At 65.3% G+C, this 17,488-nt stretch carries 21 protein-coding genes; 11 read left to right on the forward strand and 10 right to left on the reverse strand.

Features of this window, described 5'->3' with window-relative positions; all coding sequences use genetic code 11:
* A partial coding sequence (locus ACO6D5_RS17415; RefSeq protein ID WP_485826052.1) for a carboxymuconolactone decarboxylase family protein occupies window positions 1–459 on the forward strand: 459 nt, incomplete at its 5' end.
* Window positions 460–645: 186 nt separating this feature from the next.
* Window positions 646–2,187: a sensor domain-containing diguanylate cyclase gene (locus ACO6D5_RS17420; RefSeq protein ID WP_485826053.1), complete on the forward strand. Its 1,542-nt coding sequence runs from the start codon at window positions 646–648 to the stop codon at window positions 2,185–2,187.
* On the opposite strand, the gene ACO6D5_RS17425 is transcribed toward ACO6D5_RS17420, so the two are convergent.
* From ACO6D5_RS17425 to ACO6D5_RS17445, 5 genes are all read right to left on the reverse strand, one after another.
* Entirely contained in the window at window positions 2,184–3,854 is a 1,671-nt protein-coding gene (locus ACO6D5_RS17425) for a hypothetical protein (protein WP_485826054.1), read from the reverse strand. The two genes, ACO6D5_RS17420 and ACO6D5_RS17425, sit on opposite strands and share 4 nt — an antisense overlap.
* A 21-nt stretch (window positions 3,855–3,875) precedes the next feature.
* Entirely contained in the window at window positions 3,876–4,865 is a 990-nt protein-coding gene (locus ACO6D5_RS17430; RefSeq protein ID WP_485826055.1) for an Lnb N-terminal periplasmic domain-containing protein, read from the reverse strand.
* A gap of 27 nt (window positions 4,866–4,892) precedes the next feature.
* The gene (locus tag ACO6D5_RS17435) at window positions 4,893–5,510 is read right to left on the reverse strand and encodes a YiiX family permuted papain-like enzyme (RefSeq protein ID WP_485826056.1); all 618 of its coding nucleotides are present in this window, start codon (window positions 5,508–5,510) and stop codon (window positions 4,893–4,895) included.
* Entirely contained in the window at window positions 5,507–5,674 is a 168-nt protein-coding gene (locus ACO6D5_RS17440; protein WP_315528071.1) for a hypothetical protein, read from the reverse strand. The genes ACO6D5_RS17435 and ACO6D5_RS17440 overlap by 4 nt, the downstream gene beginning before the upstream one ends.
* A 246-nt stretch (window positions 5,675–5,920) precedes the next feature.
* On the reverse strand, window positions 5,921–6,685 hold the full coding sequence (locus ACO6D5_RS17445) for a DUF3313 domain-containing protein (protein ID WP_485826057.1): 765 nt from the start codon (window positions 6,683–6,685) through the stop codon (window positions 5,921–5,923).
* A 141-nt stretch (window positions 6,686–6,826) separates the two neighbouring features.
* On the opposite strand from ACO6D5_RS17445, the gene ACO6D5_RS17450 reads away from it, so the two are divergent.
* Together ACO6D5_RS17450 and ACO6D5_RS17455 are read left to right on the forward strand one after the other, a co-directional pair.
* Window positions 6,827–7,021 (forward strand): hypothetical protein, encoded by a 195-nt coding sequence (locus ACO6D5_RS17450; RefSeq protein WP_006224039.1) that lies wholly within the window; start codon window positions 6,827–6,829, stop codon window positions 7,019–7,021.
* A 124-nt stretch (window positions 7,022–7,145) separates the two neighbouring features.
* Window positions 7,146–7,778 (forward strand): FMN-binding negative transcriptional regulator, encoded by a 633-nt coding sequence (locus ACO6D5_RS17455; protein WP_315528067.1) that lies wholly within the window; start codon window positions 7,146–7,148, stop codon window positions 7,776–7,778.
* Here the strand turns inward: ACO6D5_RS17455 and ACO6D5_RS17460 are convergent.
* Complete coding sequence (locus ACO6D5_RS17460) at window positions 7,738–9,009, reverse strand: MFS transporter (RefSeq protein WP_485826058.1); 1,272 nt, start codon at window positions 9,007–9,009, stop codon at window positions 7,738–7,740. The two genes, ACO6D5_RS17455 and ACO6D5_RS17460, sit on opposite strands and share 41 nt — an antisense overlap.
* A gap of 86 nt (window positions 9,010–9,095) precedes the next feature.
* On the opposite strand from ACO6D5_RS17460, the gene ACO6D5_RS17465 reads away from it, so the two are divergent.
* The 3 genes from ACO6D5_RS17465 to ACO6D5_RS17475 all read left to right on the forward strand — a co-directional run bounded on the left by ACO6D5_RS17465 (window position 9,096) and on the right by ACO6D5_RS17475 (window position 11,124).
* Window positions 9,096–9,830, forward strand: a complete 735-nt coding sequence (locus ACO6D5_RS17465) for an ArsR/SmtB family transcription factor (RefSeq protein ID WP_485826059.1) — start codon at window positions 9,096–9,098, stop codon at window positions 9,828–9,830.
* Between the two features lie 134 nt (window positions 9,831–9,964).
* Window positions 9,965–10,630, forward strand: a complete 666-nt coding sequence (locus ACO6D5_RS17470; RefSeq protein ID WP_485826060.1) for an N-acetyltransferase — start codon at window positions 9,965–9,967, stop codon at window positions 10,628–10,630.
* 221 nt (window positions 10,631–10,851) lie between these two features.
* Complete coding sequence (locus ACO6D5_RS17475; RefSeq protein WP_315528061.1) at window positions 10,852–11,124, forward strand: hypothetical protein; 273 nt, start codon at window positions 10,852–10,854, stop codon at window positions 11,122–11,124.
* Here the strand turns inward: ACO6D5_RS17475 and ACO6D5_RS17480 are convergent.
* From ACO6D5_RS17480 to ypfJ, 3 genes are all read right to left on the reverse strand, one after another.
* Window positions 11,121–11,885, reverse strand: coding sequence for a DUF1828 domain-containing protein (locus ACO6D5_RS17480; protein ID WP_315528059.1), 765 nt, complete (start codon window positions 11,883–11,885; stop codon window positions 11,121–11,123). The genes ACO6D5_RS17475 and ACO6D5_RS17480 overlap by 4 nt on opposite strands.
* Window positions 11,882–12,418 (reverse strand): hypothetical protein, encoded by a 537-nt coding sequence (locus tag ACO6D5_RS17485; RefSeq protein WP_315528058.1) that lies wholly within the window; start codon window positions 12,416–12,418, stop codon window positions 11,882–11,884. The genes ACO6D5_RS17480 and ACO6D5_RS17485 overlap by 4 nt, the downstream gene beginning before the upstream one ends.
* 184 nt (window positions 12,419–12,602) lie before the next feature.
* Window positions 12,603–13,457 carry a KPN_02809 family neutral zinc metallopeptidase gene (gene ypfJ, locus ACO6D5_RS17490; protein WP_315528057.1) on the reverse strand — a complete coding sequence of 285 codons (855 nt, stop codon included), beginning with the start codon at window positions 13,455–13,457 and terminating at the stop codon, window positions 12,603–12,605.
* A gap of 86 nt (window positions 13,458–13,543) precedes the next feature.
* Between ypfJ and ACO6D5_RS17495 the strand changes: the two genes are divergently transcribed.
* The 4 genes from ACO6D5_RS17495 to bamC all read left to right on the forward strand — a co-directional run bounded on the left by ACO6D5_RS17495 (window position 13,544) and on the right by bamC (window position 17,025).
* A complete protein-coding gene (locus ACO6D5_RS17495) occupies window positions 13,544–14,170 on the forward strand; it encodes an L-threonylcarbamoyladenylate synthase (protein WP_315528055.1) in 627 nt (208 codons plus the stop codon).
* Between the two features lie 72 nt (window positions 14,171–14,242).
* Window positions 14,243–14,890: a site-2 protease family protein gene (locus ACO6D5_RS17500; protein WP_315528053.1), complete on the forward strand. Its 648-nt coding sequence runs from the start codon at window positions 14,243–14,245 to the stop codon at window positions 14,888–14,890.
* An 87-nt stretch (window positions 14,891–14,977) separates the two neighbouring features.
* Window positions 14,978–15,883, forward strand: a complete 906-nt coding sequence (dapA, locus tag ACO6D5_RS17505) for a 4-hydroxy-tetrahydrodipicolinate synthase (RefSeq protein WP_315528050.1) — start codon at window positions 14,978–14,980, stop codon at window positions 15,881–15,883.
* A gap of 17 nt (window positions 15,884–15,900) precedes the next feature.
* The gene (gene bamC / locus ACO6D5_RS17510; RefSeq protein ID WP_315528048.1) at window positions 15,901–17,025 is read left to right on the forward strand and encodes an outer membrane protein assembly factor BamC; all 1,125 of its coding nucleotides are present in this window, start codon (window positions 15,901–15,903) and stop codon (window positions 17,023–17,025) included.
* 231 nt (window positions 17,026–17,256) lie between these two features.
* On the opposite strand, the gene ACO6D5_RS17515 is transcribed toward bamC, so the two are convergent.
* On the reverse strand, window positions 17,257–17,484 hold the full coding sequence (locus ACO6D5_RS17515) for an endopeptidase (protein WP_081534137.1): 228 nt from the start codon (window positions 17,482–17,484) through the stop codon (window positions 17,257–17,259).
* Window positions 17,485–17,488: the final 4 nt, after the last annotated feature.

Genomic DNA, 17,488 nt, shown 5'->3' on the forward strand with positions numbered 1-17,488 from the left:
TCCCGCCTTGATTACGCCAATGCCTCCCCCGACGGTTACAAAGCCTTCGGCGGCGTCTATGTCTACCTGCAGAAATGCGGGCTTCCCGAAACGCTGATCGACCTGGTCTATCTGCGGGTCTCTCAGATCAACGGTTGCGCCTATTGCATCGACATGCATTCCCGCGACTTGATCAAGTCGGGGTTGACGGTCGACAAGCTGGTGCTGGTGCCGGTCTGGCACGAGGCCGGCGCCGTGTTCAGCGGCCGCGAACGCGCGGCGTTGGCCTGGGCGGAAACCGTCACGCGCGTGTCGGAAACCGGTGTTCCCGACGAGGACTATGCCGCGGCGGCCGCGGAGTTCAGCGACAAGGAGCTTGCCGACCTGACCTACGCAATCGGTTTGATGAACGCGTTCAATCGCCTGGGCATCTCGTTCCGCGCCACGCCGGCTGCGACCGCCGCCGCAGAGAAGGCGTAATTCCACGCACGCGGCACGAAGTCCCTGCTGTTGTTTTTTGATTCGGGCCAAGCGGGTTCCGGTGGTTGATCCGCCTTCGGGATGCTAGAACGTATCTGATAAAAAAAGTGGGCCGGATGCTATCCGGGCCGCGATATCCCGATACGGAAAACATCAGGAGGCCGCTTGCGCAAGTCCAGGATCACCTTGCTTCAACTCGTTGTCGGCCTTTCGGTGTTCAGCGCCACCGTGGCCTTCGCCAATGCGCTCTTCGCAGCCTACAACGTGCAGAAGGAACAATTGGTCGCCACGACCATGGAGGCAAACCGCGCCTATGCGGTCAAGCTCGCCGAAGTGGTCGATTTATACATCGGCTCGATCCAGCAGCAGTTGAAAGCCAGCGCCAGGCGGGTGGCTGTGATGCTGGAGACGCCGGCGGCGATGCGCGAGGAGGTCGTGCGCGTGGCGGAGCAGTCCGACGGGGTCATCGCCGCGGCCATCGTGGACGCCAAGGGCGACATGCGGGCCTATGCCTCGATGCTGCCAGGGGCCGAGACGCAGGGGCGCACGAGCGCCGGGGTCGATCTGCGGGGCGCGTCGCAGGCGAGCAACGTGACGCCTCCCTATCTGTCGTCGCAGGGGCTTTGGACCGTGGCGTTGACCGAACCCGTCAAGAACGCCCAAGGAAAATACATGGGGTTTGTCGGGGCGGCGATCTATCTGCAGCACAACACGGAGCTGGACAAGCTGCTTCAAGAGCATTTCTACCGCGATGGCTCGCATGTCTACGTGGTGGGGGCGGACGGCAGGATCCTCTATCACCGTGACCACCACCGAATCGGGACCGAGCAGAAAGACAACCTGGTCGTGCAAGCCTTGCAGCGCGGCGAGGCCGGTGCGATGCCGGTGACCAACAGCGAAGGCGTGGAGATGCTGGCAGGTTATGCGCGCATGCAGCTGGGCGGTTGGGGCGTGGTGGTGCAGCGCCCGCGGGCGGCGACGCTTGCGCCGCTGCATGGCCTGATGTGGCGCATATTCGAATACTCGGTCCCCGCGGCGCTGATCATGCTGCTGGCGGTGTCGGCCATGGGATATTGGATCGCCAAGCCGTTGTCGGTGTTGGCGCGCGCGATGAAGTCCGGCGACGATACGCGGGCGGCCCCGTTGGTCCAGTCGGTGAAGGCCAACTACTTCGAGGCCGAACAGTTGCGCGAAGCCGTGAGCTTTACCATGGCGCAGCACGAGCGCCAGATCGGCAAGTTGAACGCCGAGACCATGACGGACCCGATGACGCAGTTGCTGAACCGGCGGGGCGTGGCCAGCGAGATCGCCAGGTTGGTGGCCTCGCGCCAGTCTTTTGCGGTGCTGGCGCTGGACCTGGACCATTTCAAGCGGGTCAACGACGCCTTTGGCCATGCGGCCGGCGATCAGGTGTTGATGGCGCTCGCGGACATCATGCGGGGCAGCGTCAGGGTGCAAGACGCTTGTTGCCGCGTGGGCGGAGAGGAATTCCTGGTGCTGATGCCCGGCGCATCCGCCGACGCGGCTGGCGCCGTCGCCGAGAGGATCCGCAAGGCCACCCGTGCACGCGCAATGCCCGGCGGCGTGGGCCATGTCACCGTCTCGATCGGAGCGGCCCGCTGGCCGGACGACGGGAAAGACCCGGACACGGTCCTGAAGTGCGCGGATCAGGCCTTGTATCGGGCCAAGACGTCCGGGCGGGACAAGGTGGTGGCCTGGGCGGGCTAAGGGGCGCGGTGGTCCGCGTCCAGATCCACGGCGCGCAGGGGCGCGGTTCCGTCCTCCGCCAAGCGGGCGCATAACGCGCGGGCATTCAAGATAGCGATACGGCCGTCCACCGTGCCCACCGCCAGCCTGTCGCCGGCGGCGTCCAGCGCGAAGACAAGGGTGGGCAGCCCGTCGGCGTGCACCTTCGCGTCCAGGCGCAGCGTGCCTGTCTGCGCGTCGATCAGTTGCAGGCTTCCATCCAGGAAGGCGGCCGCGATCAGGCCGGGCTCTGGCATATGGACGATGGCGCTGGCCGATGCGCGGGTAGGCAGGCGCCACTGTTCGCGGTCGCGATCGAGCGACTTGCGGTAGAGGAATCCGGCGTACTCGTTGCCGACCTGGGGCGAGTAGTGTTTGCCGGACACGATCACGCTGGCGCCCTGTGCGTCGTCGACATAGCAGCCGCAAAGTTCCATCGCATGGCTGGCCGGTGTGCGGTCCGCTTTCAGCACGGGCCAAAGCCGGCGCACGCTGCCATCAGTCTGGACGATGCAGAGGTACTTGTGTTCGTGCGAGCTGGCCGGCGTGCCCTGCAGCATGAACAGCCAGGGGGCGCCGCGTATGCCGATGTAGTGGTTGAAGCAATCGTAATGGCCCAGGTCCAGCCGGCGTTCCTCGCCGCTAGCCAAGTCCAGCAGGACATCCTGCGCCGGCGTGCCTGCAAGATGAAAGCGGTTTTGGCGCCCCAGCAGCGCGCCTTCGGGCGTGCCCGAAAAAGTGAGTTCGCCGTCGTAGGCGCGAGTCAGATGCAAGCCGTCTTCCGTCAGGGCGTATAGCCGCGCATCCTGCCGGCCGAAGGCGCCCGGGTGGTCCGACGGTTGCACGACATGCACGAGCAGGTTCGGGCACCGGAGGAGTTCAGCGCCATGGCCGGGGCCGGCGTAGGCGGCGAGGCGCTCGCCGTCGCTGCGGTAGATCTCAAGCCGACAGGCGTCGTGCACGACGGCGATGCGGTCGTCGTCCAGCCAGGCGATGTCCTTGATGGCGCCCCGTTCGGTCCAGGCGCCCCTTCCGAACCATTCCATGAGGCGCGCCTGCGGCGTGCGCGCATCGGCCGCCGGCTCGATGCGCGGGGCGAGGGCCGCGGCATCGAGCTCCAAGTCTGCCGGAAAGCGCACGGCGGCGGCCGTGCCGGGCACGTCTGCGCAGACGACGAACAAGGTGTCGAATGCCGTGTCGGGATCCTCGGCGGGCGCACCCCACTCTTCGTCCCACGGGCGCACCCAGGCTTCGATCTTGTCCCCCGCCGCGTTGAAGCGGCAGCGCATGACTTCAGGGACGTTGTTGAACAGGCGTGTGGCGCGCGGCGTCTGCCAGTCCCAGACCACCAGGTCGCCCTCGAACAGATAACCGCCGTCATAGCTGCCGGCGCCGATCACGACGGCCTTGCCGGCGGGATGAAAGCCGACATCGTTGACGGGAAAATCCAGATCGTCGAACGAGGCGAAAGGGACCAGGCTGTCGCGGCGGTAAAGCGCAACGCGGTAGCGCAGCGTACGGCCCCCGTAGGCGGCGCGGGCGCGCGGGTTGGCCAGCAAGGGGAATTCCGAGGCGACCGCCACCACGTCTTCCTCTGGGTTGAAGAAGACGCCGGTGATTTTTCCGCTGCCGCGCAGCGTAGGATTCATGATGGTGGTCATGGCAGGCGTTTACGACGGCCCGATGCCCGGCACGCCTTGCCGGATGGTTCGAGAAAAAGCCGCGGGTTTCTGGGTGGCGCGCGCCCGGTCCGTATAGCGGCCCAGCCGGCGATACTGCCCGACGCTGTCCGCGCCTTGCAGCACATGCAGCCCGTAAAGGTATTCCGGCAAATAGCCCGAAACCAGTTGCCGATAATCCAGCGGCAGGCCCGGCACGATGCGCCGCGCCATCTGGAACACGATGGTGGTGCAGTTGGCGGTCAGCGTGTGGTAGAAGCGCGGCGTGTCGCGAAGCCGGTTGGCGCTATCCACATACGCCAGGAAAAGCGACCGCGCGGCCTCCAGCGGCATATTGACGCGGTACAGGTAGCCGTCTTCGCCGCGCACGTTGGTGCGCACGCGCAGGCTGTCTTCCTCGGTGGACGCGATGACGCTCAGTTCATACTGTTTGAAGAAGCCGCCGATCTCTGAAAAGTTGTCGCCTTGCTTGCGGCGGATCTCCACCGAGAACACCACGTAGCGGTCATGGCCGAATCCGAAAGACACCAGGGCGTGGGCGATGGCGGGGCGGTTCCAGTAAGACAGCGCCACATCCACGAATTGCAGTTCGTCCAGCGCGTACTGCCGCGTTTCCCAGTGGGGCGTGAAGTCGGTGCGGGACCGCCAGTCGAAGTTGCGCACGTTGTGCAACGTGACGAGATTGCCGTCCACTTCGCCATGCGTCTGCCGCGCTACTTCCGGAATCCAGTCGCGGTTATTGGACGGCCGGATGGTGTGCCACCAGACCAGCAGCGCCACGACTGCCACGGCAAACCCGTACGCGGCGGGCTGCCAGGCCGGCCAGGCCAATGCGGCGATGCCGGCAAGCGCCAAGGCCAGCCAGGCCAGCATCAGCGCGGCGCGTGCGCCGCGCGGCAAGGGCGCGCGTATCCACAGCGCCAGTGCGCCCCAGGCGGCGACCAGCGCGATGGCGATGCCAATCAGGAAGGAGGCGGCCATGGGGTTCAAGGGCGCTCCAGAGCGGGCTCAGCGGTCGGCGACCGTTGTCAGCAAGTCTGAATCGTACATGGCCGCGGGCGAGATGATCGGCTCGTCCCAGGGGATGTCCTGGCCGTAGCGTTCCCGCAACTTGGCCTGCACGGCAGGCGAGCTCAGGTCAAACCCCCTGAGTGGCGCGAGCGCGCCGATTTCCACGCCCAGCGTGCGCTGGTAGATTTTCCAGACAAGTTCCGAGCAATAGATCCGGTCGTCGGACCAGGCGAACACCAGGTCATAAGGCTTGCCCGCAAACGCGGCGCCCGCGGTTGCCAGTTGCTCGCGCACGGCGAGCGTCAGCGTCGAGGCGTCGCGCAAGCGTTTGACGACATAGTGGCCGCGTTCACCTTGCCGCGCCCATTGGTCCAGCGGCGTGTAGTTGACGCGGGCAGCAGCCTCCAGCACGTAGGGGCGGCCTTGACGCGTCACGATCATGCCCATGTGGCTGTAGGGGGAGTGCGTGGCTTGCTGGATGGCCAGGCTTTGCGCCGACCGGGACTGCTGGAAAACCAGGTCGCCGGTCTGCACATCGGGGGCGGCCACGGTAGCCAGGGAAAGCGAGGACAGCGCTGCCAGGACGGCGGCGCGTGACCCGGCAGACAACGTCATGAACGCGCCCGGCTGGCGGCTGGCGGTTCTTTTTTGCTGCGCGGCTTGGGCGCAGGCTTCGGGGCTTCGGTCGGAGCGTCGAACTCCTGTTTGTTGCGCTCACCACGTGGGGTGTTTTCCGGATGGGGTTTGGGAAAAGCCCAGGGCTTCGTTTTCTGATCCATTGCATGTACTCCTTGCACAGGCGGAACAGTAGCATTAGCCGTGGCCGTGAGTAAGTGAGGGTTGACGTCAATATTCATCACATCGTGATTTTTAAATAAAAATTCGGGGGGTTGGACCGCAGGGGCGGCCGGAATGTTCCCCGCTTGCGGTGATTGCCCTGCCGGTCTGCGCAGGCCTGGCGGCCGCGTGACGCGGCGGCGCATGTTATCGCGGATCCGGCATGGCGGCGCGGCGCGCTTTTCCGGTCAGGGCGTTGCGCCTTGCCAATTGCGGTCGAACTGCAGGCGCACCTGGCGCGCCCAATCGTCGATGGCCGTGCGAACGTCGTCCGCTGTGGGCTTGCGGTCGGGCGGAAGATTGCTGCCGGTGACGGTGCCCAGCGAGGCGATCAGCAGTTCGTTCGTGTTGGCGTCGCGCACCGATGCTTCGATGAGCAGCCGCGCCGATTGGTCGCGGTAGCCTGCGGCCTTGGCGGTCTGCCCGATCACGTAGCCGATCGGAATGTACTCCATTGCCCGGGGATCCCGGTCATTCTTGAACGTACCCGTGATCGCCGCGCTGATGCGCAGCGCATGGGGCGCCGGGGCATTCAGCAATTGATAGCCTGCTTCCGAAAATTCGCGTCGTACGGCCTCGTTCATGTAAGCCAGCACACGCTCGCGCAACGCCGCGTTGTCCTTGAATTCCAGGTCGTCCGGGCGGTCGCCGGCAATGTAGGTCATCGGCTCCAGGATCAGCTTCTTCTCATACACGCTGCCGATCGGCGGGCCCGGGCGGGTCCAGATGCGGCCAGCGCTCCAGCTCGGGTCTGGCTGAAGCTGTGTCTTATCCTCGCCGAGCGAGGTGGAGTAGTCCTGCGCGCGCGGCAGGTTGGTACAGCCCGCCAGGGCGATGGCGACGCAGCCGGCGGCCAAGGTCAATCGAGAGGTCATGATCGTTCCTTTCCAGGCAGAGGCGGCATCCGCGCCGATGTTTTTTTTGATTATCTGCCTGTTCGCGCCTGCAGGCACGGGAATCTGCGGCGACGGCAGCGGCGCCGTTTGGGTAAACCCTCTCGGGAGATGGAGCTCATCCTTTTTTCCCTGCCGGCGGCGCGTTCGCGTGGACGGTGCCAGGACTACGATGGAAGGCGTGCACATAGGGAGGAAACTATGGACACCGCCAAGGAATGGTATGCCGCAGTCAAAGAATGGCAGCGCGCCCGCGACGAGCTCACCGCAGCGATCGCCGCGATCAAATGGCCCAACCCCACGCAGGGGTGCCTGGAGAGCTACGACCTCGCGTACGCGCGGGAAACCGAGGCGCGCGACCGCATGAATCAGGCCTATGAGCGCGTCCGACGGTAGATCGGCGTTCGCGGGTTTGCCGGAACGGCTTGGCTGGCTCCATAAAACACAATTCCGATGGCCCTGTGCATGGGGCCACGAAGGCGGTATGTTGTGTTTTTCCCTGCCTCCCTGATGCCCCATCATGTATCTGCCGTCCGCTTTCCGTGAAGACGATCTTGCCGTTCAGCACGACTTCATCCGCGCCCATCCGCTGGGCGTCATCATGACCAGCGGGGAGGGCGGGCTGATGGCCAACCACATCCCCTGTCTGCTGTATCCCGAAGGCCCGCATGGCGTGTTGCGGCTGCACGTGGCGCGCGCCAATCCGCAATTGGCGCAGTTGGCGGCGGGCCAGGAATGCCTGGTGGCGTTCCACGGCGCGCAGGCCTACATCACGCCTTCCTGGTACGCCACCAAGGCAGAAACCCACAAAGTGGTGCCGACCTGGAACTTCGTGGCGGTGCACGTGTGGGGCACGCCGGTGATCCAGGATGACCCGGCATGGCTGCGCGCCCAGCTTGAGGCCCTGACCGACAGCCAGGAAAAGGCGCGCACGCAGCCCTGGAGCGTGGATCAGGCGCCGCCCGATTTCATCGCCGCGCAGATGCGCGCCATCATCGGTGTCGAAATCCCGATCTCGCGCATCGAAGGCAAATGGAAGGTCAGCCAGAACCGGACGGCGGCAGACCGGCAAGGGGTGGCCGAAGGCCTGGCCAGCGAGGGCGGCAACGCCGTCATGGCTGGACTGGTGGCGCGGCGGGGCGGGCTGGCCTGAAGGCGGCGGCGCCCAGGCCAGCGGCAAAGCAGACGATGGCGGCCGCTTGCAACAAGGCGGCCATCGCCAGGAAGCCCACCATCGATTGCCCCGTCGCGTCCAGGACAGCGCGCAACACGCCGAACAGGGCGGGGGCAAAGGCGTAGGCGCCTTGCGACAGCGCGACGATCAAGGGCACCACGCGCGCCGTGTCCTCGCGCGCAAATTCCGTTTGCGCGATCAGGGGCGGCAACGACGTCGCGTTGCCGATGCCTGATCCGAACAACACCACGCCCACCCAGACGGCCCAGCCATGGTCGGAGGCCAGCATCAGCGTGAGCGATCCGCAGATCTGGATGGCGTAGGCCAGGCACGCCACCTTGCGGCGGTCTGCGCCGGCGGGCATCAGCCATCCCACCAAAGTGCGGCCCGCGATGGCCGCTGCAGTGGCCACGCCCATCGCCACGCCGGCCATCTGGGCGCCCAGCAACGGCGCCAGCAGCGACAGCAGGTGCGCGATCAACCCGATCTGGGCGAACAGCCCCAGCGCCATGCCGCCGGACAGTGTCAGGAAGGCGCGATCGCGCCATAGGTTCCCCACGCGAGGCAGGGCGGTCGCCGCCGCCGCTGCCGGCGCTGCCGCGCCGTCGCCGTCGGCCAGTTGCCCGAGTTGTTGCGGCGTGACGGCGAATACCTTGCGGGACAGCACGCCGACCACGCCCACCATCGCGACGCCCACCCACAGCGCAGCTTGCGCGAATCCGGCCTGCGCGATCAGGAACACCCACAGCGGCGAAAACACGATGCCACCCACGCTGGCGCCGTTATAGGCCATGCCCAGCGCGGCGGGACGCCGCCGCACGAACCACGGCGCGATCAACGCATTGACCGCCGCCGCGCCCAGGGCCACCCAGCCCATGCCGCTGATCACGGCGGCCGCGTAAAGCTGCCATGGCGCCTGGGCCACTGCCCAGCCCGCCACCCCCAACGCCAGGAACACGGCGCCGCCGAAGGTGGTTTGCGGCACGCCTGCGCGGCGATACAGGCGAGGCAGGTTGGCGACCACCACCGTGCCCGCCAGGAAGTGCAGCGTCACGGCGCCGGAGACCAGCGCCACGCTCCAGCCGGTGCGTTGCACCACGGCATGCAGGAACACGGGCGGGCCGTAAAAGCCGACGCCCCAGCCAAAGATGGCCAGCGTGAACGTGGCGGCAAGGACTTTCCAGCCGAAGAAGGATTGGGTAGCGGGCATGGATTTTGGGACGAGTCCGGTGTCTTATCGGGATGAGTCGCAGTATGCTTAGGCCTTGCATACAACACTTTGGTCTACAGCGAATCATGGAATCCGAGTTCGCCGACATCAATCTATCCGGCGTGGCAGGCGCCATCGCGGATCCGGCTCGTGCGCGCATGCTGTGCCTGCTGCTGGACGGCCGCGCCCGTACGGCGACCGAGCTGGCCGCAGCCGCCGACATCGGCGCCTCTACGGCCAGCAGCCATTTCCAGCGGCTGCGTGAGCAAGGGCTGGTCGAGATGGCCGTGCAGGGCAAGCACCGCTACTTCCGGCTGGCCAACAGCGAGGTCGCGCACGCGCTGGAGGCCTTGCTCGTCGTGGCGGGCGCCGAACGCGTGCCGTTCAAGCCCAATACGCCCTCGGCGCTGCGCGAGGCCCGGACCTGCTACGACCACATGGCCGGCACGCTTGCCGTTCGCATCCACGACGCCATGCTGACGCGCCAATGGCTCGTGGCCGACGGCCGCGACTACGCGCTCACGCCGCTGGGCGAGGCCTCGCTGGCGCAGATCGGCGTGGACGCGGCACAAGCGCGGCAGCGCCGCCGGCGGTTCGCATGCGCCTGCCTGGACTGGAGCGAGCGCCGTTCACATCTGGGGGGCGCGCTGGGCGCGGCCTTGCTGGACGCGCTGGTGCAGCGCGGCTGGATCACCAAAGACCTGGATTCGCGCGCGCTGGCGGTCACCCGCAAGGGCGCGCAGCAGTTTCCGGCCTTTTTCGGCAAGGCCGACGCGCAAGCGGCTGGCGGTTGGCAGGAGGGCGCGCATGCCGCGGCATAGCCTGAATCCGTCCCCGCTGCGCCATCAGTGGCCCGTCTTGTAGACGGCTCATCGAACACATCCATTCCAGCCGCGAATGCGGCTTTTTTTTCGTTCATCAACCCTCGTTAATCAACCCTGTACAGGAGGTGGCCTTGCCTACGTTGGCACTGCACGCATTCCGTTTCCTCTCGCGCTTCGTGACGGAACTTCGCATCGACGTCAATCATGCTCCGCAAGAAGTGGAGAAAGAACTCGATGCCATACACGATCGGATGCATCGCCCTTTGGATCGCTTGCACGGATTGCCGGAGGTCAAGACCGACATCCCTGGCATCGTGCTTCGCTATCGCGAAGCCGACGGCGAGTACTACGTGTATGTGGTGGATGTGCGGCGTGACCGGGTGGCGGGCTACACGGTGTTCAACCGGCTGATCGAGGTGGGCCGGCGGGCCGACCCCTACGTGCGCGCCCCGCACTCGAAATACGCCGCCGCCTATCAGGGCATGGGCCTGGCGACCGCCGTCTACCGCTGGGGTCTGGATGCGGGGCTATGCATCTTCAGCGGCGCCCGCCAATCCACCGGCGCCCACCGGCTCTGGATGGGCCTGGCGCGGCACTACGAGCTGGGCCATGCTGATGTGCGGCGCAAGCAATTGCGCTATCTCGGGGCGGCGGTGCGGCCCGACGTCCTGGAAGACCTGCACACCCGGATGTTCCTGTTGGGCCGGGGCTGGACGTTGGCCGATTACATGCGGGCAACGGGTATGACCCTGGCCGAAGGTGCGGTTTCGCAACAGGACTTAGGGAAATCCCCGTAAAGCGGCGGCCAGCCGGCGCGGCGCCCCTGCCGTGCCGGCCCGCAAGCCGCATCAGGCCTGCCGTTGCAGGTTGTCCATCATCGCTTTTCTTGGCATGTGAGAATCGGGGACGCACTTGTTGTGGTGCAACAATGTTTCTATTTTCTGCCTGGGTTACAAAACATATCTGAACTGTCATGGACAGGCGCGGTATGCTCGATTGCAGAAAGAGGGCATCCGAAGTGCATCAAAACAACTTGATCTACAAGGGATACCGGCTGACGGCCAAGGTGTCCCGGGGCGCGGACGCTGCGATTCCGGCATTGCCCAGCGGCCCCGTATTCGTCGCATCGGTAATGGTGGTTCAGGCAGGCGCCGTGCTGGAAGGCGGCGACGAATACCCGGTTCCCCGTTTCGCCGAAGGCGGCTTCGTCTTCAGTCCGCGAGAAGCCGTGCACGCAGCCATATTGCATGGCCGCGAGATCGTCGACGGCCTGACGAACATGCCGTCCTAGCCGGAAAAGACTTCCCGCCAATCTCGCGTCTTGGCCAGCGTCTGCACCGTTGCGGACTGCTCCAGAATGGTCACGGCCTTCTTGAATTCCTCTGCCGAGGCGCCGTCTTCCAGAATGACCATGCGCGAATTGCGCGCATCGGCCATCTTCACGTCCGACATCTTGCCGTGGGTCTGGTAGACCTGCGTCCAATCCATCTTCTTGCCAGCCTTGAGCGCAATCGGTTCGATGTAGGTCAGTGCCGTGCTGCCGGCCGCGCGGACCGCGAACGCGAAATCCGCCGTATGGCCGCTGCTGCCTTTGGCGCGCGCGCCCTTGACCATGCGGTTGGCGCCGACGCCCTCGGCCAGCGCGCGGCCGACCTGGGCGCGAAAGCGCAACTGGCTGAATCTGGGCATCCACTTGGCGCACTGGAACGACAGGGCCATGGCCAGCTTCACCGCGTCCCACAAGGCTTCCTGCAGCTGTTCGTTGGGACCCGAGGCGACGATGGCGCCGTCGCGGTCGAAGTGCGCCAGGCTGACACCAGGCGTTTCGTTCAGCAGATCGATGCGCTTGGCGCCCACGTCGATGCCGTAGCTGGACGCATGCATCGAGGTCTCACAGGCGTCGGTCAGGTAGAACGTCGTGTCGTCGGGGTGCGCGATGAAGAAGGCGGCATGCTGGCCGTCCAACCCCAGGGTCATGGGCGACACCGCGCGTATGGCGTGTTCACCCGCCGGCAGGACGGTCCAGCCGGAGGCTTCCAGAAAATTGCTCATAGGATCAGTTCGATTTGGCGGCCTTTGAGGGGATGCGCAAATCCGCCGGCAAGCGTCAGGTTCGCCCGCGGTAGGAAATACTGCATCAGCGCGCCGATAGTGTGCAGGGCGGGCACGATGGGTTCGGCATAGCCTTCGCCTTCGTCCACCCAGATATGTTCGTGGCTGCGGTCCGCAAGCGGCTTGCGGTATTGCGGCCGGCCCACGCCCACCAGGCTGGTGTGGAAGGAGTCATCCGTGTCCACCCCGAATACCCGGTGCGGGCCGACAAAAAGACTGGCACAGAACGCTTCCGTCAGGAAGATCGTGGCCTGGCCATGCACGGCCGTGCGTGCCCCGCGGTAGATCACGCGGAAAATCACATCGTCGCGCACTTCGCCCTTGACCTTGCACGCGCTGGCGAACTCCATCCACTGGATGTTGTTGGCGGCGGGCTTCGGGATCCAGGAGATCGGTTTTACGGTTTCCTTGGGTTCGGCAAGGATCTCTTGCACCTCATCAACGGTGATTAACGGTTCGAACTTGTTGGCCATGGAACTGATCTAGGGTCTTTGAATTGCGCTACGGATGCGCTGCGCCGCTCGCCGAGGGCGCAGGGAACTCATGCGCGCAACAGGGCGAGGGGGCGTAATCTTACAAGATGAAGACGGTATGGCTCCTTTAGCTGTATATCCATACAGCTAAAGGGCGCGGGGGCGAAAGCGGCTCAGCGGCGCATTAGAGAGAACTGGCTGCGAAGGTGTCGCATTGTTTGATATTGCCGCTTTCCAAGCCGCGCTTGAACCAGCGCACGCGCTGGGCGGACGAGCCGTGCGTGAAGGAATCCGGCACGGCGTAGCCTTGGGCCTGCTTTTGCAGCCGGTCGTCGCCGATGGCGGTGGCTGCCGCCAGCGCTTCCTCCACGTCCCCGCCTTCCAGGATATTGCGCGCGGCATTGGCGCGTTGCGCCCACAGGCCGGCAAAGCAGTCGGCCTGCAGTTCCACCCGCACGGACAGCGCATTGGCTTGCGACGGATTGCGGCGGCGCAGTTGATCCACCTGGTCGGAAATGCCCAGCAGATGCTGCACGTGGTGTCCGACTTCATGCGCGATCACGTAGGCCTGGGCAAAGTCGCCCGGCGCCTTGAACTTGTTCTGCAATTCATCGAAGAAGGCGAGGTCGATATAGACCTTGCTGTCGCCCGGGCAGTAGAAGGGGCCCATCGCGGATTGGCCCGTGCCGCAGGCCGTGGGCGTGGCGCCGCGGAACAGCACGAGCTTGGGCGCGACGTACTGGCGGTTCAGGTCCTTCTGGAAGATCGCGCTCCAGGTGTCTTCGGTTTCGCCCAGCACCTTGGCGACAAAACGCGCTTGCGGGTCGTCGACGGGCGGCCGGGTGGCCGGCGCCTGCTGTTGCGTCTGGGGCGGCCCTTCCGCCATCTGCAGGACCACGCTGGGATCCACGCCAAAGTACATGGCCACCAAGGCAAGTACTATCGTACCGATGCCGATGGTCCCACGGCCGCCGATACGTGGACCACTGGCACGTCGGTCTTCCACATTGTCGCTTTCACGCGAGTCATCGAGGCGCATACTGTTTCTCCGGGCGGGTCGGCGTTCCCGCCATTTTGCATCGCCGCGCCATGCTGGGCGGCATTCAAGAGTGTTAGGATAATCCCATGGCCTTGTATTTATCTATTCATCCTGCGAATCCTCAACCTCGCCTGCTCAAGCAGGCAGCCCAATGGCTGAACGATGGAGGCCTTGTGGCCGTACCCACCGACTCCAGCTACGCCGTCGTCGCGCGCCTGGACGACAAGGACGCCGCGGACGGCCTGCGCCGGTTACGCGGCCTGGACGAAAGACACCATCTGACACTGTTGTGCCGCGACCTGGCTGAAATCGGCCACTTCGCCCGCGTGGACAACAAGCAATACCGCTTGTTGAAGGCCGCGACGCCCGGCCCCTGGACCTTCATCCTGGAAGCCACCAAGGAAGTGCCGCGGCGCGTGTCGCACCCGTCACGCAAGACCATCGGCATCCGCGTGCCGGATCATGCCGTCATGCTGGGACTGCTTGAGCAAGTGGGGGCGCCGTTGCTTTCCACGACCCTGATCCCCAAAGACGATACGGAAGCGTTGAACGACGCCGAAGACATCCGCGAACGCTACGACCACGATCTGGCCGCCATCATCGACGCGGGCGCCTGCCCGCAATCGCCGACCACGGTGATCGACCTGACCAGCGATGATCCGGTGGTCGTGCGCGTAGGCCGTGGCGACCCGGCCACGCTTGGCCTTGCCTGAATCATTCCCCCACCGTAGTGCCTTGCGTGCCGGCCCCTGCCGGCACGCGGCTCATCTACAATCCGGCTCGCCATGAACGACATCATCCAAACCATTGCGGTCTACGCGATCCCGGTCATCTTCGCCATCACCTTGCACGAAGCCGCGCACGGCTACGTGGCACGGATGTTCGGCGACCCGACGGCCTACGAGGCCGGCCGCGTCAGCCTGAATCCGACGCGCCACATCGATCCCGTCGGGACCCTGCTGGTGCCGGTCGTCATCCTGCTGGCGTCCAAGCTGCTGGGCAGCCCGGGCATGCTGTTCGGCTGGGCCAAACCCGTGCCGGTGGATTTCGGCCGCTTGCGCCGTCCCAAGCGCGACATGCTGTGGGTGGCGCTGGCCGGTCCCGCTGCCAATCTGCTGATGGCGATTCTCTGGGCGTTTTCGCTGCGCCTGATGCTGGAATCGGGCATGCAGGAGTCTTTCTGGTTCCAGATGGGCGTGGCCGGCGTGAACATCAACCTGGTGCTGATGGCGCTGAACCTGCTGCCGATCCTGCCGCTGGATGGGGGACGCATCCTGTTCAGCCTGCTGCCCAACCGGCTGGCCTGGCAATACTCGAAAATCGAGCCCTACGGCTTGATGATCGTCATCGTCCTTCTGGTCACCGATGTGCTTTGGCTTCTGATGCGTCCGGTGTACGAGTTTGGAACGACTATCGTTCAGTGGTTTCTGTAGGATTCCGGCCAATTTCCGTTAAACTCAGCGGTTTCATTGATTCTGGCCCTGAGGCATCCTGCCATGGGGCGTTGGAGCCCTACATTTATGGCATCCCCTGCAACCGCCGCAGGCGTTAATTTCCAGGGCAGCTTGGTGGCCCTGGTCACTCCCATGCAGCCCGATGGCAGCCTGGATTACGCTGCCTACCGGTCATTGATCGACTGGCACGTCCAGGAAGGAACCGACGCGCTGGTGGTGGTGGGCACCACCGGGGAGTCGCCCACGGTCTCGATGGAAGAGCACGCGGAATTGATCCGCGTCGCGGTGGAACATGCCGCGGGCCGCATCCCGGTCATCGCTGGCGTGGGCGCCAACTCCACCGACGAAGCCATCCACCTGACGCGCCACGCCAAGGCGGTCGGCGCGCAGGCCGGCCTGTCGGTCGTCCCCTATTACAACAAGCCGTCGCAAGAGGGCCTGTATCGGCACTTCCGCACCATCGCGGAAGCCGTCGATCTGCCGACGATCCTGTACAACGTGCCGGGCCGCACCGTTGCCGACATGAGCAACGAGACGGTGCTGCGCTTGGCGCAGGTGCCGGGCATCATCGGCATCAAGGACGCCACCGGCGACATCGCCCGCGGCGGCCTGCTGCTGCGCGAAGCGCCGGCAAGTTTCCAGGTTTTCAGCGGTGACGATCCCACGGCCGCCGCCCTGATCCTGCTGGGTGCGCGTGGCAACATCTCCGTGACCGCCAACGTGGCGCCCAAGCTCATGCGTGACCTGTGCGCCGCCGCGCTGGCCGGCGATGTGCCGAAGGTCCGTGAACTTAACGCGTACCTGGCGCGTCTGAACAAGGCTTTGTTCGTTGAAGCCAATCCCATCCCCGTCAAGTGGGCGTTGGCCGAAATGGGCCGTAGCGCACTGGGCTACCGGCTTCCGCTGGTTGAACTGGGCACGCAGAACCACGAAGTCGTGCGTCGCGCGCTCCAGGAAACGGGCCTGCTCTAAATATCGTGAGGATACGTATGAACAAGCGTCATGCCGGTTTGTCGGCATTGATGTCTGTGGTGTTGTTGGCCGGCTGCAGCGAGGTCAACCAATTCCTGGGCAATGAAGAATCCGTCAACTACAAGAGCGCCGTCACCCAGCGGGGAGAGCCTCTGAGCATCCCGCCGGATCTGACTCAGGCCAACAGCGATCCGCGTTACCGCGCGCCCGCTTCGGGCTCGACGACGTACTCGCAGTTCCAGCAACAGGGCCAGGCGCAAGCCAGCGCTCCGAAGACCAGCAATGTGCTCCCCGGCCGCCAGGACATGCGCGTCGAGCGTGACGGCGATCTGCGCTGGCTGGTCGTGGACCGTGCCCCGGAAGACGTCTTCCCGCGCCTGGTCGACTTCTGGACCGAAAACGGCTTCACCGTGGCCAGCAACAACCCCAGCGCCGGCCTGATCGAAACCGATTGGGCGGAAAACCGCGCCAAGATCCCGGAAAGCTGGCTGCGCCAGGCGTTGGGCGCGGTGCTGGAATCGGCATGGGACAGCGGCGAACGCGAGAAATTCCGTACCCGCGTCGAGCGCGTGAACGGCCACACCGAGGTCTACGTCAGCCATCGCCAGATGCTTGAAAAGCGCGTCGGCTCCGACGGCGGCCAGGTGCAATGGCAGAACGGCAAGGAAGATCCGGGCCTGAATGCCGCCATGTTGGCCCGCATGATGGTCTACCTGGGTTCGGACGTGGACAATGCCCGCAAGCTGGTGCAGCAGGCCGAAGCCGCGCCGCAGAAGCCGGCGGTGCAGGAAGATGTCCGTGCGCAAGGCGCATCGCTGCTGGTGGCCGAATCGTTTGACCGCGCATGGCGCCGCGTCGGCGTGGCGCTGGACGGCGGCGGCTTTGCCGTGGACGACCGCGACCGCTCCGCGGGCGACTACTTCGTGCGCTACGTCGATACCGACACGGGCGAAAAGAACGAGCAACCGGGCTTCTTCGGCCGCATGTTCTCGGGCGACAAGAAGGCCGAGGCGCCGCAATACCGTATCCACCTGGCCGCCACGGGCGATCAGACCACGGTGACGGTGCTGGACTCCTCGGGCGCACGCGACAACAGCGCAACGGCCCAGCGCCTGCTGAGCGTCTTGAAAGACAAGATGTAAGGCGCGCCGAACCGGTGCCTGGTCGCCGGTTTGATGCAAAGGCCCCCGCAAGGGGGCCTTTTTCATGGGCTTGCCGTGGCTTCACGACGGGCACTCTGCGGTTTGGGCTGCTGGCTGGGCTATCGCCGGAAGGGCGCTGCCAGCCAGGCGAAGGCAGACGTGAAAAAGCCCCGGCAGTTTGGCTGCCGGGGCTTTTTCACGTCTTCAGAGCGGGGGTTCGTCTCTGTTTTATTAAGACGCCGGAGTGGTCGAGCCGCCCGGGGTATTCGAACCGCCGCCAGGCGTGGTGCTGGGGGCGGGCGCCGGAGCCGGCGACGTGGCCGGGGGCGTGGACGACGGGGCAGGCGTGCTTGCGCCCGGAGTGGGGTTGGTCGCGGGCGCCGGGGCATCTTCCTTCTTGTTGCAAGCGCTGAGCGATACTGCCAGCACCGAGGCAATAATCAAGGTTTTGCTCATCATTTTT

The sequence above is a fragment of the Achromobacter sp. genome (assembly GCF_057314935.1).

What these genes read in the sequence shown, in the direction of transcription:
- ACO6D5_RS17495 (WP_315528055.1), top strand. Translation starts at nt 13,544, where the DNA reads ATGGCCTTGTATTTATCTATTCATCCTGCGAATCCTCAACCTCGCCTG.
- ACO6D5_RS17465 (WP_485826059.1), top strand. Translation starts at nt 9,096, where the DNA reads ATGGAATCCGAGTTCGCCGACATCAATCTATCCGGCGTGGCAGGCGCC.
- ypfJ (WP_315528057.1), bottom strand. Translation starts at nt 13,457, where the DNA reads ATGCGCCTCGATGACTCGCGTGAAAGCGACAATGTGGAAGACCGACGT.
- bamC (WP_315528048.1), top strand. Translation starts at nt 15,901, where the DNA reads ATGAACAAGCGTCATGCCGGTTTGTCGGCATTGATGTCTGTGGTGTTG.
- ACO6D5_RS17500 (WP_315528053.1), top strand. Translation starts at nt 14,243, where the DNA reads ATGAACGACATCATCCAAACCATTGCGGTCTACGCGATCCCGGTCATC.
- ACO6D5_RS17485 (WP_315528058.1), bottom strand. Translation starts at nt 12,418, where the DNA reads ATGGCCAACAAGTTCGAACCGTTAATCACCGTTGATGAGGTGCAAGAG.
- ACO6D5_RS17430 (WP_485826055.1), bottom strand. Translation starts at nt 4,865, where the DNA reads ATGGCCGCCTCCTTCCTGATTGGCATCGCCATCGCGCTGGTCGCCGCC.
- ACO6D5_RS17480 (WP_315528059.1), bottom strand. Translation starts at nt 11,885, where the DNA reads ATGAGCAATTTTCTGGAAGCCTCCGGCTGGACCGTCCTGCCGGCGGGT.
- ACO6D5_RS17425 (WP_485826054.1), bottom strand. Translation starts at nt 3,854, where the DNA reads ATGAATCCTACGCTGCGCGGCAGCGGAAAAATCACCGGCGTCTTCTTC.
- ACO6D5_RS17460 (WP_485826058.1), bottom strand. Translation starts at nt 9,009, where the DNA reads ATGCCCGCTACCCAATCCTTCTTCGGCTGGAAAGTCCTTGCCGCCACG.
- dapA (WP_315528050.1), top strand. Translation starts at nt 14,978, where the DNA reads ATGGCATCCCCTGCAACCGCCGCAGGCGTTAATTTCCAGGGCAGCTTG.
- ACO6D5_RS17450 (WP_006224039.1), top strand. Translation starts at nt 6,827, where the DNA reads ATGGACACCGCCAAGGAATGGTATGCCGCAGTCAAAGAATGGCAGCGC.
- ACO6D5_RS17440 (WP_315528071.1), bottom strand. Translation starts at nt 5,674, where the DNA reads ATGGATCAGAAAACGAAGCCCTGGGCTTTTCCCAAACCCCATCCGGAA.
- ACO6D5_RS17435 (WP_485826056.1), bottom strand. Translation starts at nt 5,510, where the DNA reads ATGACGTTGTCTGCCGGGTCACGCGCCGCCGTCCTGGCAGCGCTGTCC.
- ACO6D5_RS17515 (WP_081534137.1), bottom strand. Translation starts at nt 17,484, where the DNA reads ATGATGAGCAAAACCTTGATTATTGCCTCGGTGCTGGCAGTATCGCTC.
- ACO6D5_RS17455 (WP_315528067.1), top strand. Translation starts at nt 7,146, where the DNA reads ATGTATCTGCCGTCCGCTTTCCGTGAAGACGATCTTGCCGTTCAGCAC.